Origin of the sequence: Solimonas sp. K1W22B-7 (genome assembly GCF_003428335.1) — a bacterium.
Lineage (GTDB): Bacteria > Pseudomonadota > Gammaproteobacteria > Nevskiales > Nevskiaceae > Solimonas_A.
Genome location: NZ_CP031704.1, coordinates 4,901,931 through 4,927,559, shown reverse-complemented (window position 1 = coordinate 4,927,559; position 25,629 = coordinate 4,901,931). Strand labels below are relative to the sequence as shown.

The 25,629-nt window shown below is 68.1% G+C and carries 24 protein-coding genes; 16 read left to right on the top strand and 8 right to left on the bottom strand.

Annotation, left to right across the window (positions count from 1 at the left end; genetic code table 11):
- The first annotated feature begins 5 nt into the window (after nucleotides 1–5).
- The 4 genes from D0B54_RS22060 to D0B54_RS22045 all read left to right on the top strand — a co-directional run bounded on the left by D0B54_RS22060 (nucleotide 6) and on the right by D0B54_RS22045 (nucleotide 3,510).
- Complete coding sequence (locus D0B54_RS22060; RefSeq protein ID WP_117294202.1) at nucleotides 6–857, top strand: lysophospholipid acyltransferase family protein; 852 nt, start codon at nucleotides 6–8, stop codon at nucleotides 855–857.
- Nucleotides 857–1,816 (top strand): SDR family oxidoreductase, encoded by a 960-nt coding sequence (locus D0B54_RS22055; protein WP_117294201.1) that lies wholly within the window; start codon nucleotides 857–859, stop codon nucleotides 1,814–1,816. The genes D0B54_RS22060 and D0B54_RS22055 overlap by 1 nt, the downstream gene beginning before the upstream one ends.
- 100 nt (nucleotides 1,817–1,916) lie before the next feature.
- Nucleotides 1,917–2,414 (top strand): Dps family protein, encoded by a 498-nt coding sequence (locus D0B54_RS22050; RefSeq protein ID WP_117294198.1) that lies wholly within the window; start codon nucleotides 1,917–1,919, stop codon nucleotides 2,412–2,414.
- Between the two features lie 106 nt (nucleotides 2,415–2,520).
- Nucleotides 2,521–3,510: an ABC transporter ATP-binding protein gene (locus tag D0B54_RS22045; protein ID WP_117294196.1), complete on the top strand. Its 990-nt coding sequence runs from the start codon at nucleotides 2,521–2,523 to the stop codon at nucleotides 3,508–3,510.
- Between the two features lie 147 nt (nucleotides 3,511–3,657).
- On the opposite strand, the gene D0B54_RS22040 is transcribed toward D0B54_RS22045, so the two are convergent.
- Nucleotides 3,658–4,431: a M48 family metallopeptidase gene (locus D0B54_RS22040; protein WP_117294194.1), complete on the bottom strand. Its 774-nt coding sequence runs from the start codon at nucleotides 4,429–4,431 to the stop codon at nucleotides 3,658–3,660.
- Between the two features lie 196 nt (nucleotides 4,432–4,627).
- Here D0B54_RS22040 and D0B54_RS22035 point away from each other — a divergent pair, with 196 nt between their 5' ends.
- On the top strand, nucleotides 4,628–4,837 hold the full coding sequence (locus tag D0B54_RS22035) for a cold-shock protein (RefSeq protein ID WP_117294192.1): 210 nt from the start codon (nucleotides 4,628–4,630) through the stop codon (nucleotides 4,835–4,837).
- Between the two features lie 66 nt (nucleotides 4,838–4,903).
- On the opposite strand, the gene D0B54_RS22030 is transcribed toward D0B54_RS22035, so the two are convergent.
- Nucleotides 4,904–5,713 carry an SDR family oxidoreductase gene (locus D0B54_RS22030; protein WP_117294190.1) on the bottom strand — a complete coding sequence of 270 codons (810 nt, stop codon included), beginning with the start codon at nucleotides 5,711–5,713 and terminating at the stop codon, nucleotides 4,904–4,906.
- A gap of 36 nt (nucleotides 5,714–5,749) precedes the next feature.
- Nucleotides 5,750–6,367 (bottom strand): pyridoxamine 5'-phosphate oxidase, encoded by a 618-nt coding sequence (pdxH, locus tag D0B54_RS22025; RefSeq protein WP_117294188.1) that lies wholly within the window; start codon nucleotides 6,365–6,367, stop codon nucleotides 5,750–5,752.
- Between the two features lie 58 nt (nucleotides 6,368–6,425).
- Here pdxH and D0B54_RS22020 point away from each other — a divergent pair, with 58 nt between their 5' ends.
- On the top strand, nucleotides 6,426–7,418 hold the full coding sequence (locus D0B54_RS22020) for a YhdH/YhfP family quinone oxidoreductase (protein ID WP_117294186.1): 993 nt from the start codon (nucleotides 6,426–6,428) through the stop codon (nucleotides 7,416–7,418).
- A gap of 352 nt (nucleotides 7,419–7,770) precedes the next feature.
- Nucleotides 7,771–8,211 (top strand): acyl-CoA thioesterase, encoded by a 441-nt coding sequence (locus D0B54_RS22015; RefSeq protein WP_117294184.1) that lies wholly within the window; start codon nucleotides 7,771–7,773, stop codon nucleotides 8,209–8,211.
- A gap of 10 nt (nucleotides 8,212–8,221) precedes the next feature.
- On the opposite strand, the gene D0B54_RS22010 is transcribed toward D0B54_RS22015, so the two are convergent.
- Nucleotides 8,222–10,078: a lytic transglycosylase domain-containing protein gene (locus tag D0B54_RS22010; RefSeq protein ID WP_117294182.1), complete on the bottom strand. Its 1,857-nt coding sequence runs from the start codon at nucleotides 10,076–10,078 to the stop codon at nucleotides 8,222–8,224.
- Between the two features lie 214 nt (nucleotides 10,079–10,292).
- Between D0B54_RS22010 and pip the strand changes: the two genes are divergently transcribed.
- Both pip and D0B54_RS22000 read left to right on the top strand, forming a co-directional pair.
- Nucleotides 10,293–11,240 (top strand): prolyl aminopeptidase, encoded by a 948-nt coding sequence (gene pip, locus D0B54_RS22005; RefSeq protein WP_117294180.1) that lies wholly within the window; start codon nucleotides 10,293–10,295, stop codon nucleotides 11,238–11,240.
- Nucleotides 11,237–12,670 (top strand): FAD/NAD(P)-binding protein, encoded by a 1,434-nt coding sequence (locus D0B54_RS22000; RefSeq protein WP_117294178.1) that lies wholly within the window; start codon nucleotides 11,237–11,239, stop codon nucleotides 12,668–12,670. Before pip ends, D0B54_RS22000 begins: the two co-directional genes overlap by 4 nt.
- On the opposite strand, the gene D0B54_RS21995 is transcribed toward D0B54_RS22000, so the two are convergent.
- The 3 genes from D0B54_RS21995 to D0B54_RS21985 all read right to left on the bottom strand — a co-directional run bounded on the left by D0B54_RS21995 (nucleotide 12,667) and on the right by D0B54_RS21985 (nucleotide 16,218).
- Complete coding sequence (locus D0B54_RS21995; protein ID WP_117294176.1) at nucleotides 12,667–13,197, bottom strand: acyl-CoA thioesterase; 531 nt, start codon at nucleotides 13,195–13,197, stop codon at nucleotides 12,667–12,669. The two genes, D0B54_RS22000 and D0B54_RS21995, sit on opposite strands and share 4 nt — an antisense overlap.
- 359 nt (nucleotides 13,198–13,556) lie before the next feature.
- Nucleotides 13,557–15,146 (bottom strand): DHA2 family efflux MFS transporter permease subunit, encoded by a 1,590-nt coding sequence (locus D0B54_RS21990; RefSeq protein ID WP_117294174.1) that lies wholly within the window; start codon nucleotides 15,144–15,146, stop codon nucleotides 13,557–13,559.
- 7 nt (nucleotides 15,147–15,153) lie between these two features.
- On the bottom strand, nucleotides 15,154–16,218 hold the full coding sequence (locus D0B54_RS21985; protein WP_117294172.1) for an HlyD family secretion protein: 1,065 nt from the start codon (nucleotides 16,216–16,218) through the stop codon (nucleotides 15,154–15,156).
- 93 nt (nucleotides 16,219–16,311) lie between these two features.
- Between D0B54_RS21985 and D0B54_RS21980 the strand changes: the two genes are divergently transcribed.
- The 4 genes from D0B54_RS21980 to D0B54_RS21965 all read left to right on the top strand — a co-directional run bounded on the left by D0B54_RS21980 (nucleotide 16,312) and on the right by D0B54_RS21965 (nucleotide 20,905).
- Complete coding sequence (locus D0B54_RS21980) at nucleotides 16,312–16,971, top strand: TetR/AcrR family transcriptional regulator (protein ID WP_117294170.1); 660 nt, start codon at nucleotides 16,312–16,314, stop codon at nucleotides 16,969–16,971.
- 16 nt (nucleotides 16,972–16,987) lie between these two features.
- Nucleotides 16,988–18,247, top strand: a complete 1,260-nt coding sequence (locus D0B54_RS21975) for a TolC family outer membrane protein (RefSeq protein ID WP_117294168.1) — start codon at nucleotides 16,988–16,990, stop codon at nucleotides 18,245–18,247.
- 152 nt (nucleotides 18,248–18,399) lie between these two features.
- On the top strand, nucleotides 18,400–19,602 hold the full coding sequence (locus tag D0B54_RS21970) for an alpha/beta fold hydrolase (protein ID WP_117294166.1): 1,203 nt from the start codon (nucleotides 18,400–18,402) through the stop codon (nucleotides 19,600–19,602).
- A 58-nt stretch (nucleotides 19,603–19,660) separates the two neighbouring features.
- Nucleotides 19,661–20,905 carry an alpha/beta fold hydrolase gene (locus tag D0B54_RS21965; RefSeq protein ID WP_117294164.1) on the top strand — a complete coding sequence of 415 codons (1,245 nt, stop codon included), beginning with the start codon at nucleotides 19,661–19,663 and terminating at the stop codon, nucleotides 20,903–20,905.
- A gap of 132 nt (nucleotides 20,906–21,037) precedes the next feature.
- Here the strand turns inward: D0B54_RS21965 and D0B54_RS21960 are convergent, their stop codons facing one another.
- Entirely contained in the window at nucleotides 21,038–21,988 is a 951-nt protein-coding gene (locus D0B54_RS21960) for a lysylphosphatidylglycerol synthase domain-containing protein (protein WP_117294162.1), read from the bottom strand.
- 118 nt (nucleotides 21,989–22,106) lie between these two features.
- On the opposite strand from D0B54_RS21960, the gene D0B54_RS21955 reads away from it, so the two are divergent.
- The 3 genes from D0B54_RS21955 to D0B54_RS21945 all read left to right on the top strand — a co-directional run bounded on the left by D0B54_RS21955 (nucleotide 22,107) and on the right by D0B54_RS21945 (nucleotide 25,508).
- Nucleotides 22,107–22,889 (top strand): endonuclease/exonuclease/phosphatase family protein, encoded by a 783-nt coding sequence (locus D0B54_RS21955; RefSeq protein ID WP_117294160.1) that lies wholly within the window; start codon nucleotides 22,107–22,109, stop codon nucleotides 22,887–22,889.
- Entirely contained in the window at nucleotides 22,886–24,127 is a 1,242-nt protein-coding gene (gene clsB / locus D0B54_RS21950) for a cardiolipin synthase ClsB (RefSeq protein WP_117294158.1), read from the top strand. The genes D0B54_RS21955 and clsB overlap by 4 nt, the downstream gene beginning before the upstream one ends.
- A gap of 133 nt (nucleotides 24,128–24,260) precedes the next feature.
- Nucleotides 24,261–25,508 carry a putative Na+/H+ antiporter gene (locus tag D0B54_RS21945; RefSeq protein ID WP_117294156.1) on the top strand — a complete coding sequence of 416 codons (1,248 nt, stop codon included), beginning with the start codon at nucleotides 24,261–24,263 and terminating at the stop codon, nucleotides 25,506–25,508.
- Nucleotides 25,509–25,629: the final 121 nt, after the last annotated feature.

Genomic DNA, 25,629 nt, shown 5'->3' with positions numbered 1-25,629 from the left:
AAAAGATGGCCATCAAGGATGTATGGAGGGCGCTGGCAAGCTTCAGCCCCAGTGAATCGCTGTACCGCCGTATCGTCACCCCCGAGGTCGAGGCGGCGATCGAGAAGATTCCCAAGCCGGTCGGCAGCTTCGGCTACGACCCCTGGGGCTACAACGAAAACGCGGTGAAGGTCTCGCTGGGCGTGACCAAGTGGCTCTACGACCATTATTTCCGCGTCACCGCCAACGGCCTGGAGAACATCCCCGCCAACGGCCGCCTGCTGATCATCGGCAACCACTCCGGGCAGCTGCCCATGGACGGCGTCCTGCTGGGCACGGCGCTGGCGACCAATCCGCAGGGTCCGCGCGCGGCGCGGGCCATGATCGAGCGCTTCTTCCCGACGGTGCCTTACCTCGGCAACCTGCTGAACTCGATCGGCGCGGTGATCGGCGATCCGCTCAACTGCGCCAAGATGCTGGAGTCCGAGGAGGTCATCATCGTCTTCCCCGAGGGCGTGCGCGGCTCCGGCAAGCTCTACAAGGACCGCTACAAGCTGCAGCGCTTCGGCAACGGCTTCATGCACCTGGCGCTGACGCACAAGACGCCGATCATCCCGGTGGGCATCGTCGGCTGCGAAGAGACCATGCCGGCCGTGGCCAACATCGCGCCGCTGGCCAAGATCCTGGGTGTCCCCTACGTGCCGATCGCGCCACCGTTCCCGCTGCCGGCGCGGGTGCACCTGAACTTCGGCAAGCCGATGCACTTCAAGTGCAACATGGACAGCGAGGACGAGGTGACCGCCCTGGTCGAAGAGGTCAAGACCGAAATCCGGCGCCTGATCGCGCTGGGCCTGGAACAGCGCAAGGAGATCTACTGATGGCCCGCCCCGCAGCGGCAAAGAAGACCATCCTGGTCACCGGCGCCGCCGGCTCGCTGGCCAAGCGCGTGATCGCGCGCCTGCACGGCCGCTACAACGTGATCGCGGTGGACTTCCGCCAGAAGGTCGAGACCGACGCCAACATCCCCTCCTACAAGGTGGACCTGCACAAGCGCGGCTTCGAGGACATCTTCCGCAACCACAAGATCGACGCGGTGATCCACATCGGCCGCTTCTTCGCCCATGAGCAGGACCGCCAGCGGCGCTACAACGCCAACGTGCTGGGCAGCAAGAAGCTGCTGGAGCTGTGCCGCAAGTACTTCGTCAAGCAGGTGATGATCCACTCCACCTACTACGTCTACGGCGCCAGCCCCTACAACCCGGCGCTGCTGGACGAGGACGCGCCGCTGAAGGCCAGCGAAGTGACGCAGGACCTGGTCGACTCGGTGGAGCTGGAAAGCCTGGCGCAGATCTACCTGTGGAAGTACCCCGAGCTGAACATCACCATCCTGCGGCCCTGCAACGTGCTGGGCCCGGGCGTACGCAACAGCATGGCGTTGCTGCTGTCGCGCTCGATCGCCCCGGTGCTGCTGGGCTTCTCGCCGATGATGCAGTTCCTGCACGTGGACGACATGGCCGACGCCATCGTGGTGTCCTTCGAGCAGAACAAGCCGGGCATCTACAACGTCGCCCCGGAGGACTGGGTCGCCTTCCAGGAGGCGGTCGCGCAGAGCGGCTGCCGCCGGCTGCCGATCCCGTCGATCCCGCCGGCCATCCCCAGGCTGTGGAGCAACCTGCTGAACTGGAACGCCTTCTTCCCGCCGTACCTGATCAATTACTTCAAGTACCCGGTGATCATCGACGGCCGCCTGTTCCGCGAGACCTTCGGCTGGAAGCCCAAGCGCAGCCTCAACGACATCTTCGGCTACTACCGCAAGAGCAAGCTGTTGACGGCGTGAGTTTGATCAATAGGCCGCCTGAATCGACCATGAAGGAACTATTCATTGGTCGTATCCGTCCACCGCTGTCTAGACTCTGAAACCCCCACAGGAGATTCCCATGGCCAAGGCCAAGGAAAAGAAGCAGAAGGCGAAGATCGACATCGGCATCGACAAGGACCAGCGCAAGGCCATCGCCGACGGCCTGTCGCGCCTGCTGGCCGACGAGTACACCCTGTACCTGAAGACCCACAACTTCCACTGGAACGTCACGGGGCCGATGTTCAACACCCTGCACCTGATGTTCGAGACGCACTACAACGAGGCCGCCCTGGCGGTGGACCTGGTGGCCGAGCGCATCCGCGCCCTGGGCTTCCCGGCACCGGGCACCTACAAGCAGTACGCCGCGCTGTCCTCCATCAAGGAAACGGATGGCGTGCCGCCGGCGCTGGACATGGTGCAGCTGCTGGTCGAAGGCCACGAGGCCTGCGTCAAGACCGCGCGCAGCATCTTCCCGCTGGCCGACAAGTCTCACGACGAGCCCACCGCCGACCTGCTGACGCAGCGCATGCAGCTGCATGAGAAGACGGCGTGGATGCTGCGCAGCTTGCTGGAGTAAAGCTTCAAACCGTCTGCGTGGCCCCGTGCGGGAAGCACGGGGCCCGCATCGGCCCCCGGAAAACCCAGGGCGTGCCGGCAAGCGCCGGATTCGGTAGCCTAGGCCCATGAACGCCGTCGTCGCCCCCTCGTCCTCCCCGATCCTCTCCGTCCGCCGTCTGCGCGTGCAGTTCCCGCTGCGCCGCGGCTGGCCCTGGAGCGCGCCGAGCCTGCTGCGCGCGGTGGAAGAAGTGAATTTCGACCTCGCCCCCGGCGAGACCCTCGGCATCGTCGGCGAATCCGGCTGCGGCAAGTCCACCCTGGCCCGAACCCTCGTGGGCCTGCAGCGCGTTACCTCCGGCGGCATCATCTTCAACGGCCGCCCGCTGCAGAACCTCGACGAGGAAGGCTGGCGCGCGGTGCGCCGCGACATCCAGATGGTGTTCCAGGATCCGCTGGCGAGCCTGGACCCGCGCATGACCGTGGGCGAGATCGTCGCCGAGCCGCTGCGCTCGCTGTACCCGGAGGTCGGCGCGGTCGAACGGGACCGGCGCGTGGCGCAGTGGCTGGAGCGGGTCGGCCTGTCGGCCAGTCACCGCAACCGCTACCCGCACGAGTTCTCCGGCGGCCAGTGCCAGCGCATCGGCATCGCCCGCGCCCTGGTGGTGCAGCCGCGCCTGCTGATCTGCGACGAGCCGGTGTCGGCGCTGGACGTGTCGGTGCAGGCACAGATCATCAACCTGCTGCGCGACCTGCAGAAGGAATTCGGCCTGTCGATGCTGTTCATCGCCCACGACCTGTCGGTGGTGCGCCTGATCAGCCACCGCGTGCTGGTGATGTACCTGGGCCGCATCATGGAGCAGGGCCCGCGCGAGACCCTGTTCGCCCAGCCGCTGCATCCCTATACCAAGGCCCTGATGGCGGCGGTACCGGGCCAGCACCTGGGCGACCGCGCCCTGGTGGCGCGGGGAGAGATTCCCAGCCCGCTGAACCCGCCGCTGGGCTGTGTCTTCACCACCCGCTGCCCGATCGCCGATCCGCTGTGCACGCGGCAGCTGCCGCCGCTGAAGTCATTGGCGCGCGGAAGAGCGGTGGCCTGTCACTTCGTGGGTGGCTGAACTTCTTTTGTAGGAGCGGCTGTTGGCTTAACTCAGGCTGACATTGAGTCAGTCTTCGCCGTGGCCAACAGCTAGCCGCGAGGGCCGGTCATCATGATCACCGGCCCTCGCGGCTAACAGCCGCTCCTACGAGTTCGCTGAGCTCCCTTACGAGCAGCGCGGCGTCTTGCCCTGGCTGCGTGCCTGCTCGTACAGCGGCATCGCCTTGCTCAGATGCGCGTTCAGGTCGTTGATGCGGGTCTCGTTGGCCGGATGGGTCGACATGAACTGCGGCGGCGCGTTGCCGCCGCTGGCCTTGGCCATGTTCTGCCACAGCGCCACCGACTGCCGCGGATCGAAGCCGGCGCGGGCCATCAGCTCCTCGCCCAGCACGTCGGCCTCGGTTTCGTCGCCGCGCGAGAACGGCAGCACCAGCAGCAGGTTGGCGCCCATGCCGATCATGCTGGCGTCGACGCCGGAGGCGGCGCTGAGGATGTTCACGCCCAGCTGCGAGGCCATCTGGTTGGACACGCGCGAGGCGGAATGCCCGGCCAGCACGTGCGAGACCTCGTGGCCGATCACCGCCGCCAGCTGGTCCTGGCTGGTCGCCACCTTCAGCAGGCCGGTGTAGACGCCGATCTTGCCGCCCGGCAGGGCGAAAGCGTTGACCTGCTTGTCGTCGAACACCTGCACTTCCCACTGGCGGCCGCCGGGGACCTCGCGGGTGATGGCGTTGGCGACGCAGGTGACGTAGGCGTTGGTCCTGGCGTCCTTGGTCGGCGGCGTCTTGGTCTTCATCTGCTGGAAGGCGGTGACGCCCATCTCGTCCATCTCGGCGTCGGAGACCAGGCGCAGCTGCTTGCGGCCGGTGGGGGAGGTGGCGCAGGCGACCACCAGGGCAGCAAGGCCGGCGGTGGCGATCAGGGCAAGGCGGCGGTTCATGGTTTTTTTCCGTGAGGCGGGGGACAGGCTGAATGATAGATCAGGGCGCCGTGAACGGCGCATGAATTTGTGCGCTGCAAGAATGCCTGGCCAAAAAGTATTCGCTACAGTGGCCCCGGGCGCATGCCCAAGGGTGCGTGCCGCGGCGAAGACCGCGGCGCCGGAGACGAAGATACAGAAGGGGAAGGTTTTACCTATGTCCAATCGTGAAAACGGAACCGTGAAGTGGTTCGACAACGCCAAGGGCTACGGCTTCATCCAGCGCGGTGCGGGGGATGATGTGTTCGTGCACTTCCGGCAGATCCAGGGCGATGGCTACCGTACGCTGCAGGAGGGGCAGCAGGTGCAGTTCAACGTGGTGCAGGGGCAGAAGGGCCTGCAGGCGGAGAATGTGAACGTCGTCTGAGCGGGCATCAGCAAGGGAAAAGGCCGGGGATTCCCCGGCCTTTTTTGTTTGGATGCCCCACGACCGCTACTTGCCCGCGGCGAGGGCTTTCTTCATCCCCGCGCTGGCCACGCTGGTGCCGCCCAGCGACCAGCCGCCATCCACCGGCAGCACCACGCCGGTGACGTAGCTGGCCATCGGCGAGGCCAGCCACAGGCAGGCGTCGGCGATTTCCTGCTTGCTGCCGTAGCGGCCCATCGGCACCGATTCCAGGGTCAGGCGTTCGGCCTCGGCGTTGGGCGCCAGGCGCGACATGCCCTCGGTGTCGGCGATCGGGCCGGGCACCACCGAGTTGATGCGCACGCCCATCGGGCCCCACTCGATGGCGCCGACGCGGGTGATCATGTCGACGCCGGCCTTGGCGGCGCAGACATGCATCTGGAACTCCATCGGGTTGTAGGACTGCGGCGCGGAAATCTGGATGATCGAGGCGCCCGGCTTCTTCAGCAGCGGGAAGGCGGCGCGCACCACGTGGAAGCTGCCGAGCAGGTCGATCTCCACCACGGCGCGGAAGCCGTTGGGTGAGATGCCCAGGGCCGGGGCCGGGAAATTGCCGGCGGCGCCGCTGACCAGCACGTCGAAGGCGCCCAGCCTTGCATGCGCGGCCTTCAGTGCCTCCTCGACCTTGGCCGGCTCGCGCACGTCGGCCGAATAGCCGGCGACTTCGCCGCCATGGGCCTGCAGTTCCGCCACCGCGGCGTTGACCTTGTCCTGCGAACGCGACATCACCGCGAGCTTGGCGCCGGCCCGGGCGAAGGCATGGGCGATGCCCAGGTTGATGCCGCTGGTGCCGCCGGAGACGAAGACAGTCTTGCCGCTGAAATCGAAGGGATTCATGCAGGGCTCCTCAGGGTTTTCTGGAAACCCCTATCTTCAGGGTTCGAGACGATCCACGCGCCATTCGTTTTTCACACGCGTGTAGCGCAGGCGGTCGTGCAGCCGCCCGCGGCGGCCCTGCCAGAATTCGAGCGAGGCCGGAACCAGGCGGTAGCCGCCCCAGAACGAGGGAAAGGGCACCTCGCTGCCGGCCAGGCGCTGGGCGTTCTCCTCCCAGCGGCGGTCCAGCTCTTCGCGGCTGGCCACCACCTCGCTCTGGTGCGAGGTCAGTGCCCCCAGCTGCGATTCGCGCGGGCGGCGGTAGAAGTATTCGCGCGACAAGGCTTCCGGCAGCTTCTCGACGGCGCCCTCGATACGCACCTGGCGCTCCAGGCGGTCCCACCAGAAGGTGGCGGCGGCGCGCGGGTTGGCGGCCAGCTCGCGGCCCTTGCGGCCTTCGTAGTTGGTGTAGAACGTCAGGTCGCCCTCGACGAAGCCCTTGAACAGGACGATGCGCACCGAGGGCTGGCCCTCGACGCTGGTGCCCAGGGCCATGGCCGTGGGCTCCAGCATGCCGGCGTCCTTCGCGTCGTCCAGCCAGACCGCGAGCTGGGCGATGGGGTCCGGCAGCAGGTCGCCGTCGCCCATCTGCGAATTCCTCGTGTATTGCGTCATGGCGGCCCCGGTAGAATTGGCGGTGCATCATCCCACAGCTGCCCACAGGAAACCGTTCATGAATGCATTCAAGGCCCTGCGTGTCCACCAGAAGGACAAGTCCACCGAGGCGCGGATCGAGCAGGTCACGGTGGCCGAGCTCTCCGCCGGTGAAGTGGTGATCAAGGTCCACTACTCCAGCCTCAACTACAAGGACGCCCTGGCCGTCACCGGCAAGGGCCGCATCATGCGCCGCATGCCCTGCGTCGCCGGCATCGACCTGTCCGGCGTCGTCGCCGAGAGCGCCGACCCGGCCTACAAGGCCGGCGACGAGGTGCTGGTCACCGGCTGCGACATCGGCGAACTGCACGACGGCGGCCTGGCCGAATACGCCCGCGTCGCGGCCAGCGCGGTGGTGCCGCTGCCGCGCGGCCTGTCGCTGAAGGAGGCGATGCAGCTCGGCACCGCCGGCTTCACCGCCGCGCTGGCGCTGCGCCGCATGCTGGAGAACCACCAGGCGCCGGAGATGGGTCCCATCGCGGTGACCGGACCCAGCGGCGGTGTCGGCTCGGTGGCGCTGTCGCTGTTCCGGCGCGCCGGCTTCAGGACCGCCGCGATCACCGGCAAGCCGGAAGCCGCGCGCGACTACCTGCTGGCGCTGGGCGCCGACGAGATCGTCGACCGCAACACCCTGGACCTGGGCAAGCGCCCGATGGAATCCGGCCGCTGGGGCGGCGCGGTGGACAACGTCGGCGGCGAGACGCTGACGTATCTGACGCGCACGGTGAACCCCTGGGGCAACATCGGCTGCATCGGCCTGGCGCAGTCGCACGAGCTGAACACCACGGTGATGCCGCTGATCCTGCGCGGCGTGTCGCTGCTGGGCATCCACTCCGTGCAGATGCCGCGCGCCTGGCGCCTCGAGGTCTGGCAGCAGCTCGCCGGCCCCTGGAAGCCGCAGCACCTGGACCGCATCGCGCCGCGCGAAATCACGCTGGAGGAAGTGCCTGCCGCCTGTGCCGGGATCGTCGCCGGCAAGCTCACCGGACGCAGCGTCGTGCGGCTGGCCTGAGCGCGGGCCGCACCGCGGGAAAGCAGGGGCCGGTCGTCGCGACCGGCCCCTTTTTTCATGGTGCCGGAAGGGCTTTCCATGATGTTTTTATTTATACTAAATAATAAATAAAATTCAATAAATAAAGTTTACACATTGTTGCGCTGCGATGGGAGCGGATTTACTAGTGCGACATTTCGCGGCGCAACCAATACTGTTCGCGAACGTAATGCAGCGCCGTGGCTCAGCCCGCCGCTGCAATCCGGTCAAGAGGGGGGAGCGCTGGGCCCCGCGCGGAGCGATCCGACGGGGTCTTTTTTTATGCCGCTGCCGCGATCCGCTAGGCTTGGCTGCAGCTGCCACCGGAGCCCTCATGTCCCTGCCTTTCCGCTACTACCTGCGCGTGCGCTATGGCGAATGCGACGCGCAGAAGGTCGTATTCAACGCGCGCTATGGCGAGTATGTGGACCTGGCGATCTCCGAGTTCCTGCGCGCCATCGGCTACGGTGCCGAGATGGCCAGCGGCGAGCTGGACTTCCAGCTGGTGAAGCAGACCACGGAGTGGAAGGCGCCCTCGCGCTTCGACGAGGTGCTCGAATGCCGCGTCTTCACGCGCCACCTGGGCAACACCTCCTTCACGCTCGGCGTGGAGTTCCGCGGCGCGGGCGAGGAGAAGCTGCGCGCCAGTTCCGACACGGTCTATGTGATGGTGGACCGCAAGCTCGCCAAGACGCCGCTGCCGGAGGCCTTCCGTGCCTCGCTGCAGCGCGGCGCGGAGGGGCTCAGCACCGATCACGCCGCGTCGCAGGGGTGACGACCGGACTTCAGTTCGGCACCTTCAGCTTCTGCCCCGCCTTGATCACGCTGCTCTTCTTGAGGCCGTTGGCGGCGCGCAGTTCGGCGATGGAGACGTCGTAGCGCGCGGCGATGCTCGACAGGGTCTGGCCGCTGGCGACCTTGTGCACGCGGAACTGCGGCTTCCTGGCCGGGGCGACCTTGTCGGCCTTCTTCGACTTCTTTTTCGACTTGCTGGCTGAGGGCTTCTTCTCGGCGGCGATCTCGGCCTGCTCGGCGCGCTTCTGTTCGCGTGTCTGCTGCGGCTTGGATTCGCCGATGGCCACGGTCACCGGGCCGGGGCGCGATTCGGCGTGCGGCGGCACCTTGAGCACCTGACCGGGGCGCAGCCTGGCGTTCTTCTTGATGCCGTTGGCGCGGGCGATGGAGGTCTGGCTGACGCCGTAGAGCTTGGCCAGCTTGCCCATGCTGTCGCCGCGCTTCACGCGATGCAGCAGGAACATGACGCGCTGGCTGTCGAAGCGCTCGCTGCCGCTGAGCCTGGAGTAGGCCACGTCGAAGCTCTTGGCGCTGCCGGCGGGCACGCGGATCAGGTGACCCGGCGGCACGTAGAGCTTGCCCTCGATGACTTCCGGCCGGTAGGCGGGGTTGAGCTTGCGGAACAGTTCGTCGTCGGCGCCGCAGAGACGGCGCAGGGTTTCGTAGGGCACGTAGTGGCGGGTTTCGACCACGTCGAAGGCCACCGGCGCGCCGCGCTGCACTTCGCCGAAATGCTTCTGGTGGTTGCGCTCCACGTCGGAGGCGGCGATGAACTCGGCGTAGAAGTTCTTGGAGGCGAAGCCGAAGCTCTTGGACTTGTAGTCGCGGATCAGGTCCGGCAGCGTCGTGCCGCCGGTCTCGCGCAGGCCGCGGGCGATGCCGCCGCGGCCGTGGTTGTAGGCGGTGAGCGCCAGCGGCCAGGCACCGAGCACCCGGTAGTCGTCGCGCAGGTGGCGCGCGGCGGCGTCGGTGGAGGTCCAGGGGTCGCGGCGGTCGTCGACCAGGTTGTCCAGGCGCATGTACATCCGCGCCGACGCGGGCATGAACTGCCACAGGCCGGCGGCGCCGACCTTGGAGTAGGCCTCGACGTTGAAGCTGGATTCCACCAGCGGCAGCCGCGTCAGCCGCGTCGGCAGGCCGTAGCCGCGGAAGATGCGCTCCATCTCCGGCAGGTACTTGCCGGAGGTGGCCAGCGCCGCCGCGGTGCGTTCCTGCAGGCCGCGCTGGGCGCGGGTGGTGCCCATGGCCTTCTCGAAGCGGCTGTCGTCGTCGATGTCGGCGTAGAGCTCGAAGATGCGGCGCTCGTCGGCGTTCAGCAGTTCCGGCGTGTGGCGCTTGGCGTGCACCGACCTGAGCAGGCGCTCGACCTGGGCCTTGACCCGCTCTTCCTCTTCGCTGCGCCACTTGCCCAGCGCGAAGCGGTTCATGGTCACCGCGTCGCCGCGGAAGTCCAGCACGGCGTAGACCTTGTGCGTGTACTCGGCGGAATGCACGACGCTCTGCAGCTCGGAGTACTGGCCGAAGATGCGGGTCCAGAAGTCGATGCGCGGCTGCAGCGAGGCGTAGCGCGGAAACTGCGGAGTGGGGTCCTCGGCCACCGTGATGACCGACTTCGGCAGCGGCGCCTGGGCGGGCGCCAGGTTCTGCGTCGCGGCCACCGGGTTGGCGGCGGTGGGCGCGCTGGGCAGCGGCGGCGGCATCGCCGGGTTGGGCTCGGCGGCGGTGGGCGGCTGGCTCAGCGCCGGCGGCAGTTCCGGCGATGCCGGCGGTTCCGCGAATGCGGCACCGCAGCAGAGGGCGGAAACGATTAAGATGCTGCCACGCGTTCTGGGATTTCTGGCCGACATTGCTGCTTGAACCTGGGCCGCGCGCGGTGCGCGGTTGTCTCAACGACGATGTTAATGCGCCGATCCCGGTGCGCCAAGGCGAAACCGGCGCGGGATCGTGACGGCAGTACCGCATCGTCGCATGCGGACCCCGTCGAAATTTGTGAATGTATACTACATTAAAATTTATAAACAATAAATTATCACAGCCGGCCCTCCGGCGGGAATTCGACGCATGACGCAGCCCTACGCCGCCATCGAACCCTATCGTACCCAGCGCCTGCGCGTATCCGCGCTGCACGAGATCTACGTCGAGGAATGCGGCAATCCGCAGGGCAAGCCGGTGGTCTTCGTCCACGGCGGCCCCGGCGGCGGCAGCGAGCCCTGGCAGCGGCAGTTCTTCAACCCGCAGAAATACCGCATCGTGCTGTTCGACCAGCGCGGCTGCGGCCGTTCCACGCCGCATGCGGAACTGCGCGAGAACACCACCTGGGACCTGGTGGCGGACATGGAGAAGATCCGCGAGACACTCGGCATCGAGCGCTGGGTGGTGTTCGGCGGCTCCTGGGGCTCCACGCTGGCGCTGTCCTACGCGGTGACGCATCCGCAGCGCTGCCTGGGCCTGGTGCTGCGCGGCATCTTCCTGCTGCGCCGTGCCGAGATCGACTGGTTCTACCAGCAGGGCGCCAGCTGGATCTACCCGGACGCCTGGGAACACTACATCGAACCCATCCCCGAGTCCGAGCGCGGCGATTTCGTGCGCGCCTATTACCAGCGCCTGACCAGCGAGGACGCGGCCGTGCGCCGCGCCGCGGCCCGCGCCTGGAGCATCTGGGAGGGCGCCACCAGCAAGCTGTTCCCCTCCACCGACCTGGTGGCGCGCTTCGGCGAGGACCGTTTCGCCGAGGCCTTCGCGCGCATCGAATGCCACTACTTCGTCAACGCCGGTTTCTTCGACACCGACAACTGGCTGCTGGAGAACGTGCATCGCATCCGCAACGTCCCCGGCGTGATCGTGCAGGGCCGCTACGACGTGGTCTGCCCGATGAAATCGGCCTGGGACCTGCACCGCGCCTGGCCGGAGGCGGAGCTGCACGTGGTGGCCGACGCCGGCCATGCCGCCAGCGAGCCGGGCATCCTTTCGCAGCTGGTCGCGGCCACCGACCGCTTCGCCGCGGCATGAACCCTGCCGGCACCACGATCGCGATCATCGGTGCCGGTTTCTGCGGCACCGCCCTGGCGGTGCAACTGCTGCGCCGCCCGCCGGTGCTGCCGCTCAAGGTGGTGCTGATCAACCGCTCCGGCCTGATGGCGCGCGGCGTGGCCTACGGTACGCGCGTCGAGAACCACGTGCTCAACGTGCCGGCGGCGCGCATGGGCGTGCTGCCGGGCGAGGACGAGGGCTTCCTGCAGTTCGCGCAGCGGCACGATCCGCGCATGACCGGCGGCAGCTTCGCTTCGCGCCGGCTCTACGGCGACTATCTGGAAACCCTGTTGGCCGAAGCGGCGATCAACGCCCCGGCTGGCTGTCACTTCCGCGCCATGGTCGGCGACGTCGAGCGCATCCGGCCCGAGGCGGGCGGCGGCGAGCTGTGGCTGAGCAATGGCGATCGCCTGCAGGCCGACCAGGTGGTGCTGGCGCTGGGCCACTACGCCCCCTCCGATCCGCCGGTGCCGGAGCCGCAGCGCGGGTTCTACTGCAGCCCGCGCTACGTGCGCGATCCCTGGCGGCCCGACGCGCTCTGGGGCGTCAAGCCCGGCCAGCCGGTGCTGCTGGTCGGCAGCGGCCTGACCATGCTCGACATCGTGCTCGACCTGCGCGCACGCGGGCACCAGGCGCCGATCCACGCGCTGTCGCGCCGCGGCCTGATGCCGCTGGCGCACCGCGAACTCGAAGCCGCGCCGGTCTACGACGCGGCACTGCCGCAGCGCATGCTGGCGCAGCCTGGAGCCCGGCACTACCTGCGCAGCCTGCGCGCGGCGGTTGCCGCAGCGGAGGCGCAGGACGGCGACTGGCGCGACGTGATCGGCGCCCTGCGCGGCCCGACGCCGGAGCTGTGGCGCGCCCTGCCGGTGGCCGAGCGACTGCGTTTCATGCGGCACCTGCGGCCCTACTGGGAAGTACACCGTCACCGCTGCGCCCCTGAGCTGGGGCGTCGCCTGGAAGCCGAACGCGCCAGCGGCGGCCTGCAGCTGATCGCCGGCCGCGTCTGCGGCTATGACGAGCGCCCCGACGGGGTCGGCGTGCTGCTGCGCCGTCGTGGCGCCAGCGACGTGGAGCGGCTGGACGTCGCAGCCGTGATCAACTGCAGCGGACCCGAGGCTGACACGCGGCGTTCGCGCGAGCCGCTGCTGGCGTCGCTGCGCAGCGACGGCCTGGCGGTGCCCGACGAACTCGGGCTGGGCCTGAGCATCGATCCGCAGAACTACGCGCTGGTCGACGCGCGGGGCATCTCCTCGCCCTGGCTGCGCTATGTCGGCCCCTTCCTGCGCGCCCGCGACTGGGAGGCGACCGCCGTGCCGGAACTGCGCCAGCATGTCACGCGCCTGGCCGAGAGCCTGCGCAGCGACCTGGCGCGGCCGGTGGAAGAGCGGCTGCGCTACATCCTCTAGCTTTTCGCCGGGCTCTTGGCGCTGCCGCGCAGCTGCTTGATCTGCTCGGCATGCTGCAGGCGGTTCTCGCGCCGCAGTTGCGCCTCGCACCAGCGACGTTCCTCTTCCGGCGTTCCGGTCTGCACCGGCGCCACCGGTCGCGGCTTGCCGGCGTCGTCCAGCGCGACGAAGGTCAGGTAGGCGGACAGGATGTGGCGGCGGTTGCTGCCGTCGTAGCCCTGCGCGTCCACCTTCACGCCCACTTCCATCGAGCTGGTCCAGGCGCGATTGACCGCGGAGTTGAAGATCAATACATCGCCCCTGCGGGCCGGCGCCACAAAGTGCACCGCATCGACGCTGGCGGTGACGCAGACACCGCCGGCATGGCGGTCGGCGACCACCGCCGCGAAGCGGTCCATCTGCGCCATGATCAGGCCGCCGAAGACGGTGTCGTTGGCGTTGAGGTCGTTGGGAAACACCATGTAGACCTGCTCGCGCACGGCGGACAGGGCTACGGGACGGGCGGGGAGGGCAGGGTTCTGGCTCATGGCGACATCCTACCGAGTGATTTCCGCAGCTGCCATGTAGGAGCGAGCTTGCTCGCGACAAGGTCGGGTTCTTGGCCCAAGGCCTCAGGTGCCCATCAGTCGCGCAGTCTGTAGGGTGCGCATCGCGCACCATCGATCCTGACCGCGCTTGCTCCGCGTGCGCGGTGCGCACCCTGCGGATTGGCAAAGATCAGCCACGGCAACTTCGGAACCACTCTTCCGAAGTCTTCATGAGCGAAAGCGAATGCTTTTGACGTGGCGAACGGTTCGGTGGGAATTGGGGAAGGTCGCGAGCAAGCTCGCTCCTGCATTCCCGGCCTTTCTGCGTGCGAGGAGAGGGAGTAGCGCTCAGGGCGAATTCAATGCCCGCCGCCGGCCGGTATCTCGCGCGGCTTCTCGATCAGCGGCAGCAGCAGCGCCAGGCTGGCGACCAGGATCGCCAGCATCAGCAGCAGGTCGTTGAAGGTCATCACCAGCGCCTGCTGCGCGACGCGCTGGGCAAAGATTCCCACCGCCGCGGATTGCGCGTCGCTGCCCATCATCGGCGCCAGGTTGCCGGAGGCGGCGATGGCGGCCTCGCGCACCGGCGTGCGCGACAGGTTGACGGTCTCGGCCAGGTGCGACCAGTGCATCGAGTTGAGCCGCGACAGCAGGGTGTTGATCAGGGCCAGGCCGATGGCGCCGCCGAGGTTGCGCATGAGATTGAACAGGCCGCTGCCGTTCTTGATGTCCTGCGGCTGCAGCGTGCCGAGCGCCAGGCCGGTCATCGACACCATGCAGAACATGAAGCCATGGCCGCGCAGCAGCTGCGGCCACAGGAACTGGTCGAGGCTGGACTGCGAGGTGAGGTTGGCGTTGAGCGCGGTGCCCAGCGCCACCGCGAACAGGCCCCAGGCCAGCATCAGGCGCAGGTCCAGGCGCTTCTGTGCCTGGCCGGCCAGCGGCGCGGTGAGGAACATGGCGATGCCGGTGACCATCATGACGTGGCCGATCTGCAGCGAGCTGTAGCCGCGCACGGTGCCGAAGAACAGCGGCACGAGATACACGATGCCGTAGAGCATCACGCCGACGACGAAGGCGACGACGCTGCCGGCGGCGAAGTTGCGGTTGCGGAACACGCGCAGGTCGACGATCGGGTCCTTGTGCGTCAGCGAGCGCCAGAAGAACATCACGCCGGCAATGATCGCGACGAAGAACAGCGGCCGCACGGTGTCGTCTTCCAGCCAGTCGTGGCGCGGGCCTTCGTCGAGCACGTATTCGAGACTGCCGAGGAACAGCGCCATCAGCGCCAGGCCGATGAAGTCGATGCTGCGCGCCAGGCTCCAGTCGGGCTTGTCGATGTGCACCAGGTTCCAGACCGTGAACGCCACCAGCAGGCCCGGCACCAGGTTGACCAGGAACAGCCAGTGCCAGGAGAAGGAGTCGGTGAGGTAGCCGCCGATGGTCGGCCCCAGCGCCGGCGCCAGCGTCGATACCAGGCCCAGCGACACCAGCGGCACGGTGCGCTTCTCCGGCGGAAACACCATGAACATCGCGGCGAAGGTGGTGGGGATCATGCCGCCACCGAGGAAGCCCTGCAGCGCGCGGAACACCACCATCGACTCGATGTTCCAGGCGAAGGCACAGGCCAGCGAGGCCAGCGTGAAGCCCAGGGCGCTGAGCACGAAGTAGACGCGCGTCGACAGCAGGCGCGACAGGTAGCCCGACAGCGGGATCGCGATGACCTCGGCGATCAGGTAGCTGGTCTGCACCCAGGTCAGTTCCTCGGCGCTGGCGGACAGGCCGGCCTGGATCTGGTTGAGGCTGCTGGCGACGATCTGGATGTCCAGGATCGCCATGAAATTGCCGAACACCATCGCCACGAAGCCGATCCAGGCGCGCAGCATCAGCGCGCGCTGCTCCGGGCTGCCGGGCAGCGGCGCGGGGACGGTGTCGGCGATGTTGCTCATGATGAAGCTACTGCGCGCTGGCGGTGCTCACGGCGGCGCCGGTGCGCGTGTCCACCGACACATCCACCGACATGCCGGGACGCAGCAGGCCGGCCAGCTCGCCGGGGTTGTCGAACACCAGCTTGACCGGCACGCGCTGCACGATCTTGTTGAAGTTGCCGGTGGCGTTGTCCGGCGGCAGCAGCGCGAACTCGGCGCCGCTGGCGGGCGAGATGCTGTCGATGCGTGCCTTCAGCGGCTGGTCGGGATAGGCGTCGATCTGGATTTCGGCTTCCTGGCCCACGCGCATGCCGGTGAGCTGGGTTTCCTTGAAGTTGGCTTCCACGAACACTGCCTGCAGCGGCACCAGCGACAGCAGGCGCAGACCGGCATTGACGCGCTCGCCGACGCGGGCGGCAAGATCGCCCACCACGCCATCGACCGGCGCGCGCAGCTCGGTGGCGCTGTAGTCGATCTCGGCCAGCTTGAGCATGGCGCGGGCGGCTTCCAGTTCCGCCTGCTGGCGGCCGCGGTCGGCATCCAGCGTCGCCGACTGCTGGCGCGCGGCGCTGACGCCGGCCTGGGCGCGTTCCACCTGGGCGCTGCCGGACTTGAAGGCGGCGCTGGCAGTGTCCAGGCGCGCCTGGTTGGCGACGCCTTCCTTGACCAGGCGGTCGGCGCGCTGCCAGTCCTTCTCCAGGCGCTGGCGGTCGGCACCGGCGGCCACGGCATTGGCCTCGGCCTCGCGGATCATCGCGGCCTGATAGCTCTTCTGCTCGACGTTGGCCTTGAGCGCGGCCTCGCGCACCGCCACGGCGGCGCGGGCGTTCTCGACGCGGGCCTCGTAGTCGCGCGGGTCGATGCGGGCCAGCAGGTCGCCCTTCCTGACCTGCTGGTTGTTGCGCACCGCCACCTCGACGATCTCGCCGCTGATGCGCGGCGTGATCGCGGTGATGTCGGCGCGCACGTAGGCGTTGTCGGTGGACTGGATGTAGCGGCCGTGGAGCCACCAGCGCGCACCGAGGGCGATGGCGCCGACCAGCAGCGTGCCCAGGATGATCAGGCGCAGGCCTTGGCGTTTTTCGGCGGTCATTGTTGCGGGCTCCTCGGTGTTTCCGGTCCGTCTTGTTTCGGGCGGGGCAGGGTGATAATGTACTGAACGTTACAGTTCATTCTCTGCCCGCCCGTGCCGAAAGTCAAACCGCAAAAGTCACCCCCTCCGCCGGCCACGCGCCGCGGCGAGCTGCGCCGGGCGGCGCTGCTGGATGCCGCCCGCGAGATCTTCCTGGAGCATGGCTATGCCAATGCCAGCATCGACGAGGTGGTGCAGCGGGTCGGCGGCTCCAAGGCCACGGTCTACCAGTACTTCGGCAGCAAGGAAGGCCTGTTCGGCGAGATGATCGCCGCGCAGTGCCAGCAGCTGCTCGACAGCGCCGAGTTCCCCGGCCGCGGCAGCGCCCCCGGGGCCGACGTGGAGCAGGTGCTGCTGCAGTTCGCGCGCCGCGTGGTGCAGCTGTTCCTGGCACCGGGGCGCATCGCGATGCACCGCGCGATGATCGCCGAGGCCGACCGCTTCCCCGAACTGGCGGAGCGCTTCTACGAGGCCGGCCCCAAGCGCGGGCTGGCGCTGCTGGCCGGCTATCTCAGCGACCAGCATGAGGCAGGGGTTCTCGACTGCCCCAGGGCCGACTGGTCGGCGGTGCAGTTCATGAACCTAGTGCGTACCTATCCGATGTTCCGCGCCCTGCACGGCATGCCGCCGATGCCGGAGGGCGAGAGCCTTGACGAATTCCTGCAGTACTCGGTGCGCCTGTTCCTCAACGGCTGCCGCCGCTCGCAAAGCTGAAACCCGGAGACCCGCGATGAAGCGTCCTCTTTTGATTGCGCTGCTGCTTGCCGCCCCGGCGGCCCAGGCCCTGAGCCTCAACGAGGCGGCGCAACTGGCACTGCGCAACGACCCGCGCATCCGCGCCGCCGATGCCGACGTCGCTGCCGCGGCGGGCGAGATGGACCAGGCCCGCGCCGGCTACCGCCCCAACATCGGGCTCGCCGCCGACATCGGCCGTTCCGATTTCCAGGTGGACTCGCCGTTCCCGCCCTCCGGCACGCGCACGCCGAACTCCGCCGGCGTGCAGCTGACGCAGCCGCTGTACGCCGGCGGCCGCCTCGATGCCGCCTACGCTTCCGCCGCGAGCACCGCCGAAGGGGCCGGCAGCCGCCAGGTGGCGACGCGCCAGCAGGTATTGCTGGCCGCGGTCAACGCCTACCTCGGCGTGGCCCGCGACCGCATCGTGATCGACCTCAACGAGTCCAACCTGCGCGCGCTGACCACGGCGGGGAGCGACACGCAAAAGCGTTTCGACGCCGGCGAAGCGACACGCACCGACGTATCGCAGGCGCAGGCGCGCGTCGCCGGCGCGCAGGCCGAGCTGGCCGGCGCCCGCGCCGCGCTGCGCAGCTCGGCGGCGAGCTTCGAGCGCGTCGTCGGTGCGGCCCCGGAAACGCTGGCCGAGACCGCCGCCGAACCGGCACTGCCGGCGACGCTGGCCGAAGCCCTGCAGCAGGCGCGGTCCTCGCCCTTGCTGCGCGAGGCGCAGGCACAGCAGCACGCCGCCAAGGCCGGTGTCGCCGGTGCGCGTGCCGCGGCGATGCCGCAGCTGTCCTTCGACGCGCAGGCCAACACCGCCGACAACACCGACTTCGGCTACGACCGCATCGACCGCTGGTCGGCGCTGGTGAAACTGCAGCTGCCGATCTACCAGGGCGGCGGCGTGCGCGCCCGCGTGCGCGAAGCCGAGGCGCGTGAAGAGCAGGCGGGCGCACTGGCGGCCGACGCGCAGCGCGCGGTGGACGAATCGGTGATCCAGTCCTGGGAAGCCTTGCAGGCTTCGCGAGAGCGCGTGCCGGCCTTCGAGGCGCAGGTGCAGGCCGCTGACTACGCACTGGATGGCGTGCGCAAGGAACTGCAGGTAGGCAGCCGCACCACGCTGGACCTGCTCGACGCCGAGCGCGAGCTGCTGTCGGCGCAGGTGAGCCTGGCCAACAGCCGCCGCGATCGCACGGCGGCGGCGTATCGCCTGCTGGCGGTGTGCGGGCAGCTGGAGCCGGCGGCGATCCGCTAGCGGCCAGTCCAGACAGGCAGTCCGCAAATGAACGCGAATGAACGCAAATATGAGCGTCACAGCATTCGCGTTTATTTGCGTCCATTTGCGGACCAAAGCTTCTTGCAGAACTGGATGCCGGCTTTCGCCGGTATGACGAATCCCCATCTTGCATGCCGAATTCCCCTTCGTCGCCCTGGGGTAGCGCAGCACGCCGCAATGGCGTAACAATGCGTTCCAGGACCCGCCGACAGGGAGATGGCGGGGAGAACAAGAACAGGGAGTCGTACACCGTCCGTCGTTGCCCGGCAACCGCAGGCCTGATGCTGCGCGCCGAGGCCGGGCCTTCTGCCCATACTCCGGACGTCGCCTGCGCGGCTTGCGCGGGTCTCCCTAAAAAAGATTGCCCGAAGGATTGCGACAACATGCCGCATGTGACGTTGCGCGATGGCGCACGAATGCATTACTGGGATATCGGCCGTGGTCCGGCCTGTGTACTTCTTCACGGTTTCGGCATGCACGCCTGGATGTGGCTGCCGTTCGTGGCGCCGCTGGCGCTGCGCAACCGCTTCATCCTGCCGGACCTGCGCGGCTTCGGCGGCTCGCATCTGCTGCCGATCCGCAAGGCCAACGCGCTGGAACAGCACGCCGACGATCTCGAAGACCTGCTGACCGCGCTGGATCTTGACCAGCCCGCGCTGGCCGGCCTGTCGATGGGGGCCTGCACCTCGCTGGAGTACCAGCGCCGCTACGGCTTCGACCGCGTCTCCGGCTATCTCAACATCGACAACCCGCCCTGCGTCACCGGCAAGGCCGGCTGGCCCTGGGGCCTGTTCGGCGAGCGCCACCACGAGTTCCGCGGCGAGTTGCGCGAACTGATCGCCGACCTCGGCGAGCACGCGCCCTACACGCCGTTCCATGAGCTGCCGAAGAAGCTGCGCGGCCGCATGTGGCAGCAGCTGGCGCGCTTCGGTGCCGACGCGGTGGAGAACCGCGGCCTGCAGAAGCTGTTCAGCCTCGGCCGCTTCGAGCCGCTGATCAAGCGTCTGGCCGGCACCGGGCAGTGGCGCGTCTACATCGACATCATGCGCACCTACGCCGAGCTGGACCACGACTGGCGCGACTCGGTGGGCCGCACGCAGGGCAAGATCTTCCGCGTCTTCGCCGGCACCCATTCGAAGATGTACCCTATCGAGGGCCAGATGGCTTTCGCCCGCTACGTGCCCGACGTGGAGATCGTGCGCTTCGACGGCGCCGGCCACTGCGTGCAGTTCGATTCGCCGGCGCTGTTCACCCGCGAACTCGGCCGTTTCCTGGACGACGTGCACCGCCGTCCGGCCCGGGTGGCCGCAGAGCCACAGCGCCGCAGGGCCTGAATCGCTATTCTCCCCCGGTCCGCATTGGCGTTAGGCTAATGCGACCGGGAGAGAATGGATGAATCGACTGCAGAAGGAAGCCCTCGACCAGGGGCTCAAGCTCAACGAACGCCTGCTGGCGATGGCGGACAACGCCTTCGACTGGCTGTTCCTGCGCGAGACCCTGATCAAGTCGGGCCTCACTCCCTTCGAGACGGTCTATAGCGGCGACCCGATGTCGGTGCGCTACTACCCGCCGCCGGCCGAGTCCCATATCGAGTCCGCCGACGGCGAGCGCATGCCGGTGCGGCACCAGCGCCACCCGGTGCCGCTGATCCTGGTGCCGCCGCTGGGCGTGACCACCGAAACCTTCGACCTGCTGCCGCAGCGCAGCCTGGTGCGCTACCTCGCCGCGCGCGGCTTCCACGTCTACCTGATCGACTGGGGCAAGCCCGAGAAGCGCCACGCCGGCCTGGGCCTGAAGGACTACGCGATCGACATGTTCGGCACTGCGCTGGCCGAGGTGCGTGCTCACTCCGGCGTGAAGGAAGTGTCGCTGATGGGCTGGTGCATGGGCGGCCTGCTGTGCCTGATGCACATGGGTTTCACCCAGGACAAGCACATCCGCAATCTCATCACCATCGCCAGCCCGATCGACCTGCGCGGCGGCGGCCTCGTCGCGCGCAGTGCCACCGTGCTGAATACGCCGGCCAAGCTGGTGCGCCGCTTCAGTTCCCTGCGCCTGCACATGCTGGATCCCATCCGCATGCACGCGCCGGGCTGGCTGACCACGCTGGCCTTCAAGATGACCGACCCGGTCGGTGCCGTCACCACCTACTGGGACCTGCTGGCGCGGCTCTGGGACCGCGACTTCGTCGAGAGCTATTCCACCACCGCCGACTACCTCAACAACATGCTGCTGTACCCCGGCGGCGTGATCCAGGACATGGTCGTGAAGATGGCCATCGACAACCAGCTCGCCGCCGGCCGCATCGAGGTGCGCGACCGTGTCGCCGATCTCACCAAGATCAAGGCCAACCTGCTGGTGTTCGCCGGCACCACCGACATCCTCGTGCCGGCGCAGATCGCGCGCCGCAGCATCGAGGTGGTGGCGTCCAAGGACAAGGAATTCCGCATCGCCCCCGGCGGCCACATGGGCGTGATCCTCGGCAGCGGCGCGCCGAAGAACGTCTGGGAAGCCAGCGCGCAGTGGCTGGACGAGCGCTCCGACCTCAAGCAGGAAGCAGGTGGCAAGGAAACGGCCGCCACCGCCTCGCTGCGCCGCGCGCGGCGCTCGCGCATTGCCGACGATCCGACGCTGTAGGCTTACACACGAATTGTAGGAGCGGCCGTTGGCTTATCTCGGACTGACATTGAGTCAGTCCTCGCCTGAGCCAACGGCTGGCCGCGAAGGCCGGTCATCATGTTGACCGGCGCTCGCGGCCAACGGCCGCTCCTACATCAAGGCAACCTTGTGGCGGTCGTGGCGCCAACGCGTCTCCAGCAGCACGCACGCCGGGATCGCCGGCAGCAGCGGCAGCAGGTAGTAGATCGCGCGCCAGGCCAGCAGGGCCGCCAGCAGCTGCACCTCGGGGTAGGCCGGGCTCAGCAGGGCGATGAACACGGCCTCCACCACGCCCAGGCCGCCGGGGATGCGGATCACCAGGGTCACCAGGGTGCTGAGACAGTAGGCGCCCATCACCGTGGCCAGCAGCATCGGGTCGGGCATCAGGCTGTAGATCACCACCGCGATCATGGTCCAGCTCAGGGCCGACAGCGCCAGCTGTGCCAGCGCCATCGGCGGCCTGGGCAGCACCAGGTGCAGGTGGCGGAACTGCCAGTCGCGGCGCTTCGAAAAGCTGCACATCCATAGCCATGCCGCCAGCAGGCCCAGCAGCAAGACGCCGGCACCGCGCAGCGCGATCTCGTTCACCGGCCAGTTTGCCGGAAGCTCCGGCGGGGCGAGCGTGAACACCAGGCCGGCCACCAGCAGGTAGCCGGTCCAGTTCGTCGCCAGCGCCAGGGCGATGACGCGCAGGATCTGGCGTGTGCCCAGGCCCTGCCGTGAGTACAGCCGGTAACGGAAGCCCATGCCGCCCAGGGTGGCGCCCAGGTTGAGGTTGAAGGCATAGCTCACGCCGGCGACGGCCAGGACCCGGCGCGCGGGCAGGTGATGGCCGGCATAGCGGCGGCCGATCAGGTCGTAGGCGCTGAACACCAGATGCCCCAGCACCGTCAGCAGCAGGGCCTGCAGCAGGACCGGGGCCTGGTAGCTGCGCAGCGCCAGGCCCACGGCCGGCCAGTCGATCGTGTGCGCGCGGTCGGCCAGCAGCGCCACCACCAGCACGAAGAACAGCACCGCGATGCTCCTGCCCGCCAGCCGGTGCCAGCGCCGCTTCCTGTCCATGGAATCCGGACTCCTTATGGCTTATTGGAACCGTGTGGCCTGCGAGGGTTCCCCTTCAGCCACGGTTCATGCGTCGCGGCCGACCATCGGACGACAACCGACTGACGGCGAGTGGACCATGGATGCTCCCGCAACGCAGGACGCAGTTGCCGGCGAGCCCCTGAGGTTCAGGATCCTGTCCCTGAACACGCACAAGGGGTTCACGGTGTTCAACCGGCGCTTCGTGCTGCACGAACTGCGCGAGGCGGTGCGCGGCGTGGGAGCCGACGTCGTCTTCCTGCAGGAAGTGATCGGCTCCCACAAGGAGCACTCGACGCGCTACGAGAACTGGCCGGCGACCTCGCAGTACGAATTCCTGGCCGACACCATCTGGACGGATGTCGCCTACGGCCGCAACGCGGTCTATGCCGGCGGCGACCATGGCAACGCGCTGCTGTCCAAGTTTCCGATCCTGCGGTACCGCAACCTCGACGTGTCGCAGAGCGGCCCCGAGCGGCGCGGCCTGCTGCACTGCGTGCTGCGGGAGCCGGTCAGCGGGCGCGACATCCATGCCATCTGCGTGCACCTGGGCCTGCGCGAGTCGCATCGCCGCGAGCAGCTGCGGTTGCTGTGCCGGCTGATCGAGGGCTTGCCGGCCGACGCCCCCCTGCTGGTGGCCGGCGACTTCAACGACTGGCGCCAGCGCGCGCACGAGCTGCTGCACCGCGGCTCGAACCTGCGCGAGGTCTTCGTCGAGGCTTTCGGCCGCGCCGCGCGCAGCTTCCCGGCGCGAATGCCGCTGCTGCCGCTGGACCGGATCTACGTGCGCAATGTCACGGCGCGCCAGCCGGCGGTGCTGCACGAACTGCCCTGGTCGCATCTGTCGGACCATGCGCCGCTGACCGCGGAGATCACGCTATGAGCGGGGAACGCTGGCGCGAGGGCAACAGCCTGCGGCTGCTGGAGAACGGCGAGGAGTTCTTTCCGCGCGTGTTCGAGGCGATCCGCGCGGCCCGCAGCGAGGTGCTGCTGGAGACCTTCATCCTGTTCGACGACCCGGTGGGGCGCGATTTGCGAGCGGCACTCATCGAGGCGGCCAGCAAGGGTGCTCGCGTGGAAGTCCTGATGGATCACTACGGCTCGCCGAATCTGTCGGACGAGTTCATCGGTGGCATGACCGCGGTCGGGGTGAAGGTGCACTTCTTCGACGCGCAGCCCAAGTTCATGGGCTACTTCCGCGTCAACCCGCTGCGCCGCCTGCACCGCAAGCTGGTGGTGATCGACCGCGCCATCGGATTCATCGGCGGCATCAATTACTCCCATGACCACCTGCGCGAGTTCGGCCCCCTGGGCAAGCAGGACTACTCGGTGGAGGTCGCCGGGCCCGTGGTGGAAGACATGCGCGAGCTGATGGAGGAGGCGCTGCAATCGCCCGATCGCCGGTCGCGCCGCCGCTGGTTCCGGCGCCGGGTCCCGGCGCTGAAGTCCTTCCCCAGCGGCACCGGCAAGGCCCGTGCGCTGCTGGTCGTCCGCGACAACCAGGAACACCGCGACGACATCGAACGCTATTACCGTTCGGCGATCCGCAACGCGCGCAGCGAGGTGATCATCGCCAACGCCTACTTCTTCCCGGGTGTGCGCCTGCTGCGCGAGATGCGCGCTGCCGCACGCCGTGGCGTGCGCCTCGTGCTGATCCTGCAGGGCTCGCCGGACAAGGCGATCATGCGCTGGGCGGCGGTGACACTCTACGACTACCTGCTGCGTTCGGGGGTCGTGATCTACGAGTATTGCGAGCGGCCGCTGCACGGCAAGGTCGCGGTGATCGACGACCACTGGGCGACGGTGGGCTCCAGCAATCTCGACCCGCTGAGCCTGGCGCTGAACCTCGAGGCCAACCTGCTGATCCGCGACCGCGACTTCACCGGGTATCTCCGTGAGCGCCTGCAGCAGCTCATGGACCACTGCTGCCGCGAGGTGCCGCCGCCGTCCACGCCCAAGCCGCGCTGGTGGAGCCAGGCCTCGGCCTACCTGGTGTTCCGCTTCCTGCGCCGCTTCCCGCGCTGGGCGGAGGCCCTGCCGCAGCACCGGCCCGAGGTGTCGCGCGCGGAGGTGTCGGACGCGCCCGTGCAGGAAACAGTGATGCACCGCGACGCCGCCTAGTTTCGTGACAATCGTCATACCGGCGAAAGCCGGTATCCAGTCGTGCAGGGGCTACTCCCGCCGGGGACTGGATGCCGGCTTCCGCCGGCATGACGGGTATTCGGTGCCGAATCGAAGCTGCTAGGCTCAGTGCATGAATCCCAGCAATATCGAGATCGCCGCGGCGATCCTCTTCGCCGTCGCCCTGCTGCACACCTTCAGCGCCAAGCTGTTCGAAGGCCTGGCCCACCGCAGCCCGCGCCATGCCGGCCTGCTGCACCTGCTGGGCGAGGTCGAGATCGTGTTCGGCTTCTGGGCCGCGGTGCTGATCGTGGTCATGGCCACGATGGTGGGTGGCGAACCTGCGGTGGCCTATGCCGAGTCGCGCCAGTACACCGAGCCGCTGTTCGTGTTCGTGGTGATGGTGGTGGCGGCTTCGCGGCCGGTGCTGGAGTCGATGCGCCGCAGCGTCGGCGCCGTGGCCCGTGCCCTGCCGCTGCCGACGCGCCTGGCACAGGTCTGGCTGAGCCTGTCGCTGGTGCCGCTGCTGGGCTCGCTGATCACCGAGCCGGCGGCGATGACGCTGGCGGCGCTGATGCTGCTGCGCACGCTGTTCGAAACAACGCTGCCGGAGCGCCTCAAGTACGCCGCGCTGGGCGTGCTGTTCGTCAACATCTCGGTCGGCGGTACGCTCAGTTCCTTTGCCGCGCCGCCGGTGCTGATGGTGGCTGCCACCTGGCAGTGGGATTCGGCGTTCATGCTGACGCACTTCGGCTGGCGCTCCGCGACGGCGGTGCTGGTCAACGCCACGGTGCTGTGCTGGTTCCTGCGCGCGCATCTGCGCGAACCGGTGCAAGCGGAGCACAGCGAGCCGGTGCCGCTGCTGGTCAGCCTGATCCACTTCGGCTTCCTCGCCGGCGTGGTGCTGTTCGCCCACCACCCGGTGATCTTCCTGGGGCTGTTCCTGTTCTTCCTCGGCTACACCCAGGCCTATGGCGCGCACCAGAGCCCGCTGATCCTCAAGGAGGGTCTGCTGGTCGGGTTCTTCCTGGCCGGCCTGGTGGTGCTTGGCGGCATGCAGCAATGGTGGCTGCAGCCGATCATCTCGGGCCTGTCACCGCTGGCCTTGTTCTTCGGCGCCACCGCCCTGACCGCGATCACCGACAACGCCGCGCTGACCTACCTGGGCTCGCTGATCTCCGGGATTTCGGATGAGGCCAAGTACATGCTGGTCGCCGGCGCGGTGGCCGGCGGTGGCCTCACGGTGATCGCCAATGCACCGAACCCGGCCGGCGTGTCGCTGCTCAAGGGCGGCTTCCGCGACGGTTCGATCGGCGCGGGCGGCCTGCTGCTGGGGGCGGCGCTGCCGACCGTGGTGGCCATGGTCCTGTTCCTGCTGTGATCACGCCGGCCGGGGGATGCAACCCCCCGAAACGGAAAAATTTCCTTGCCATACGCCGCCCGCCGGCCTATGGTTCGCGGAGTTGGCGAGTAGCTTGATTCCCGGCCGGCAGCGATCTCCC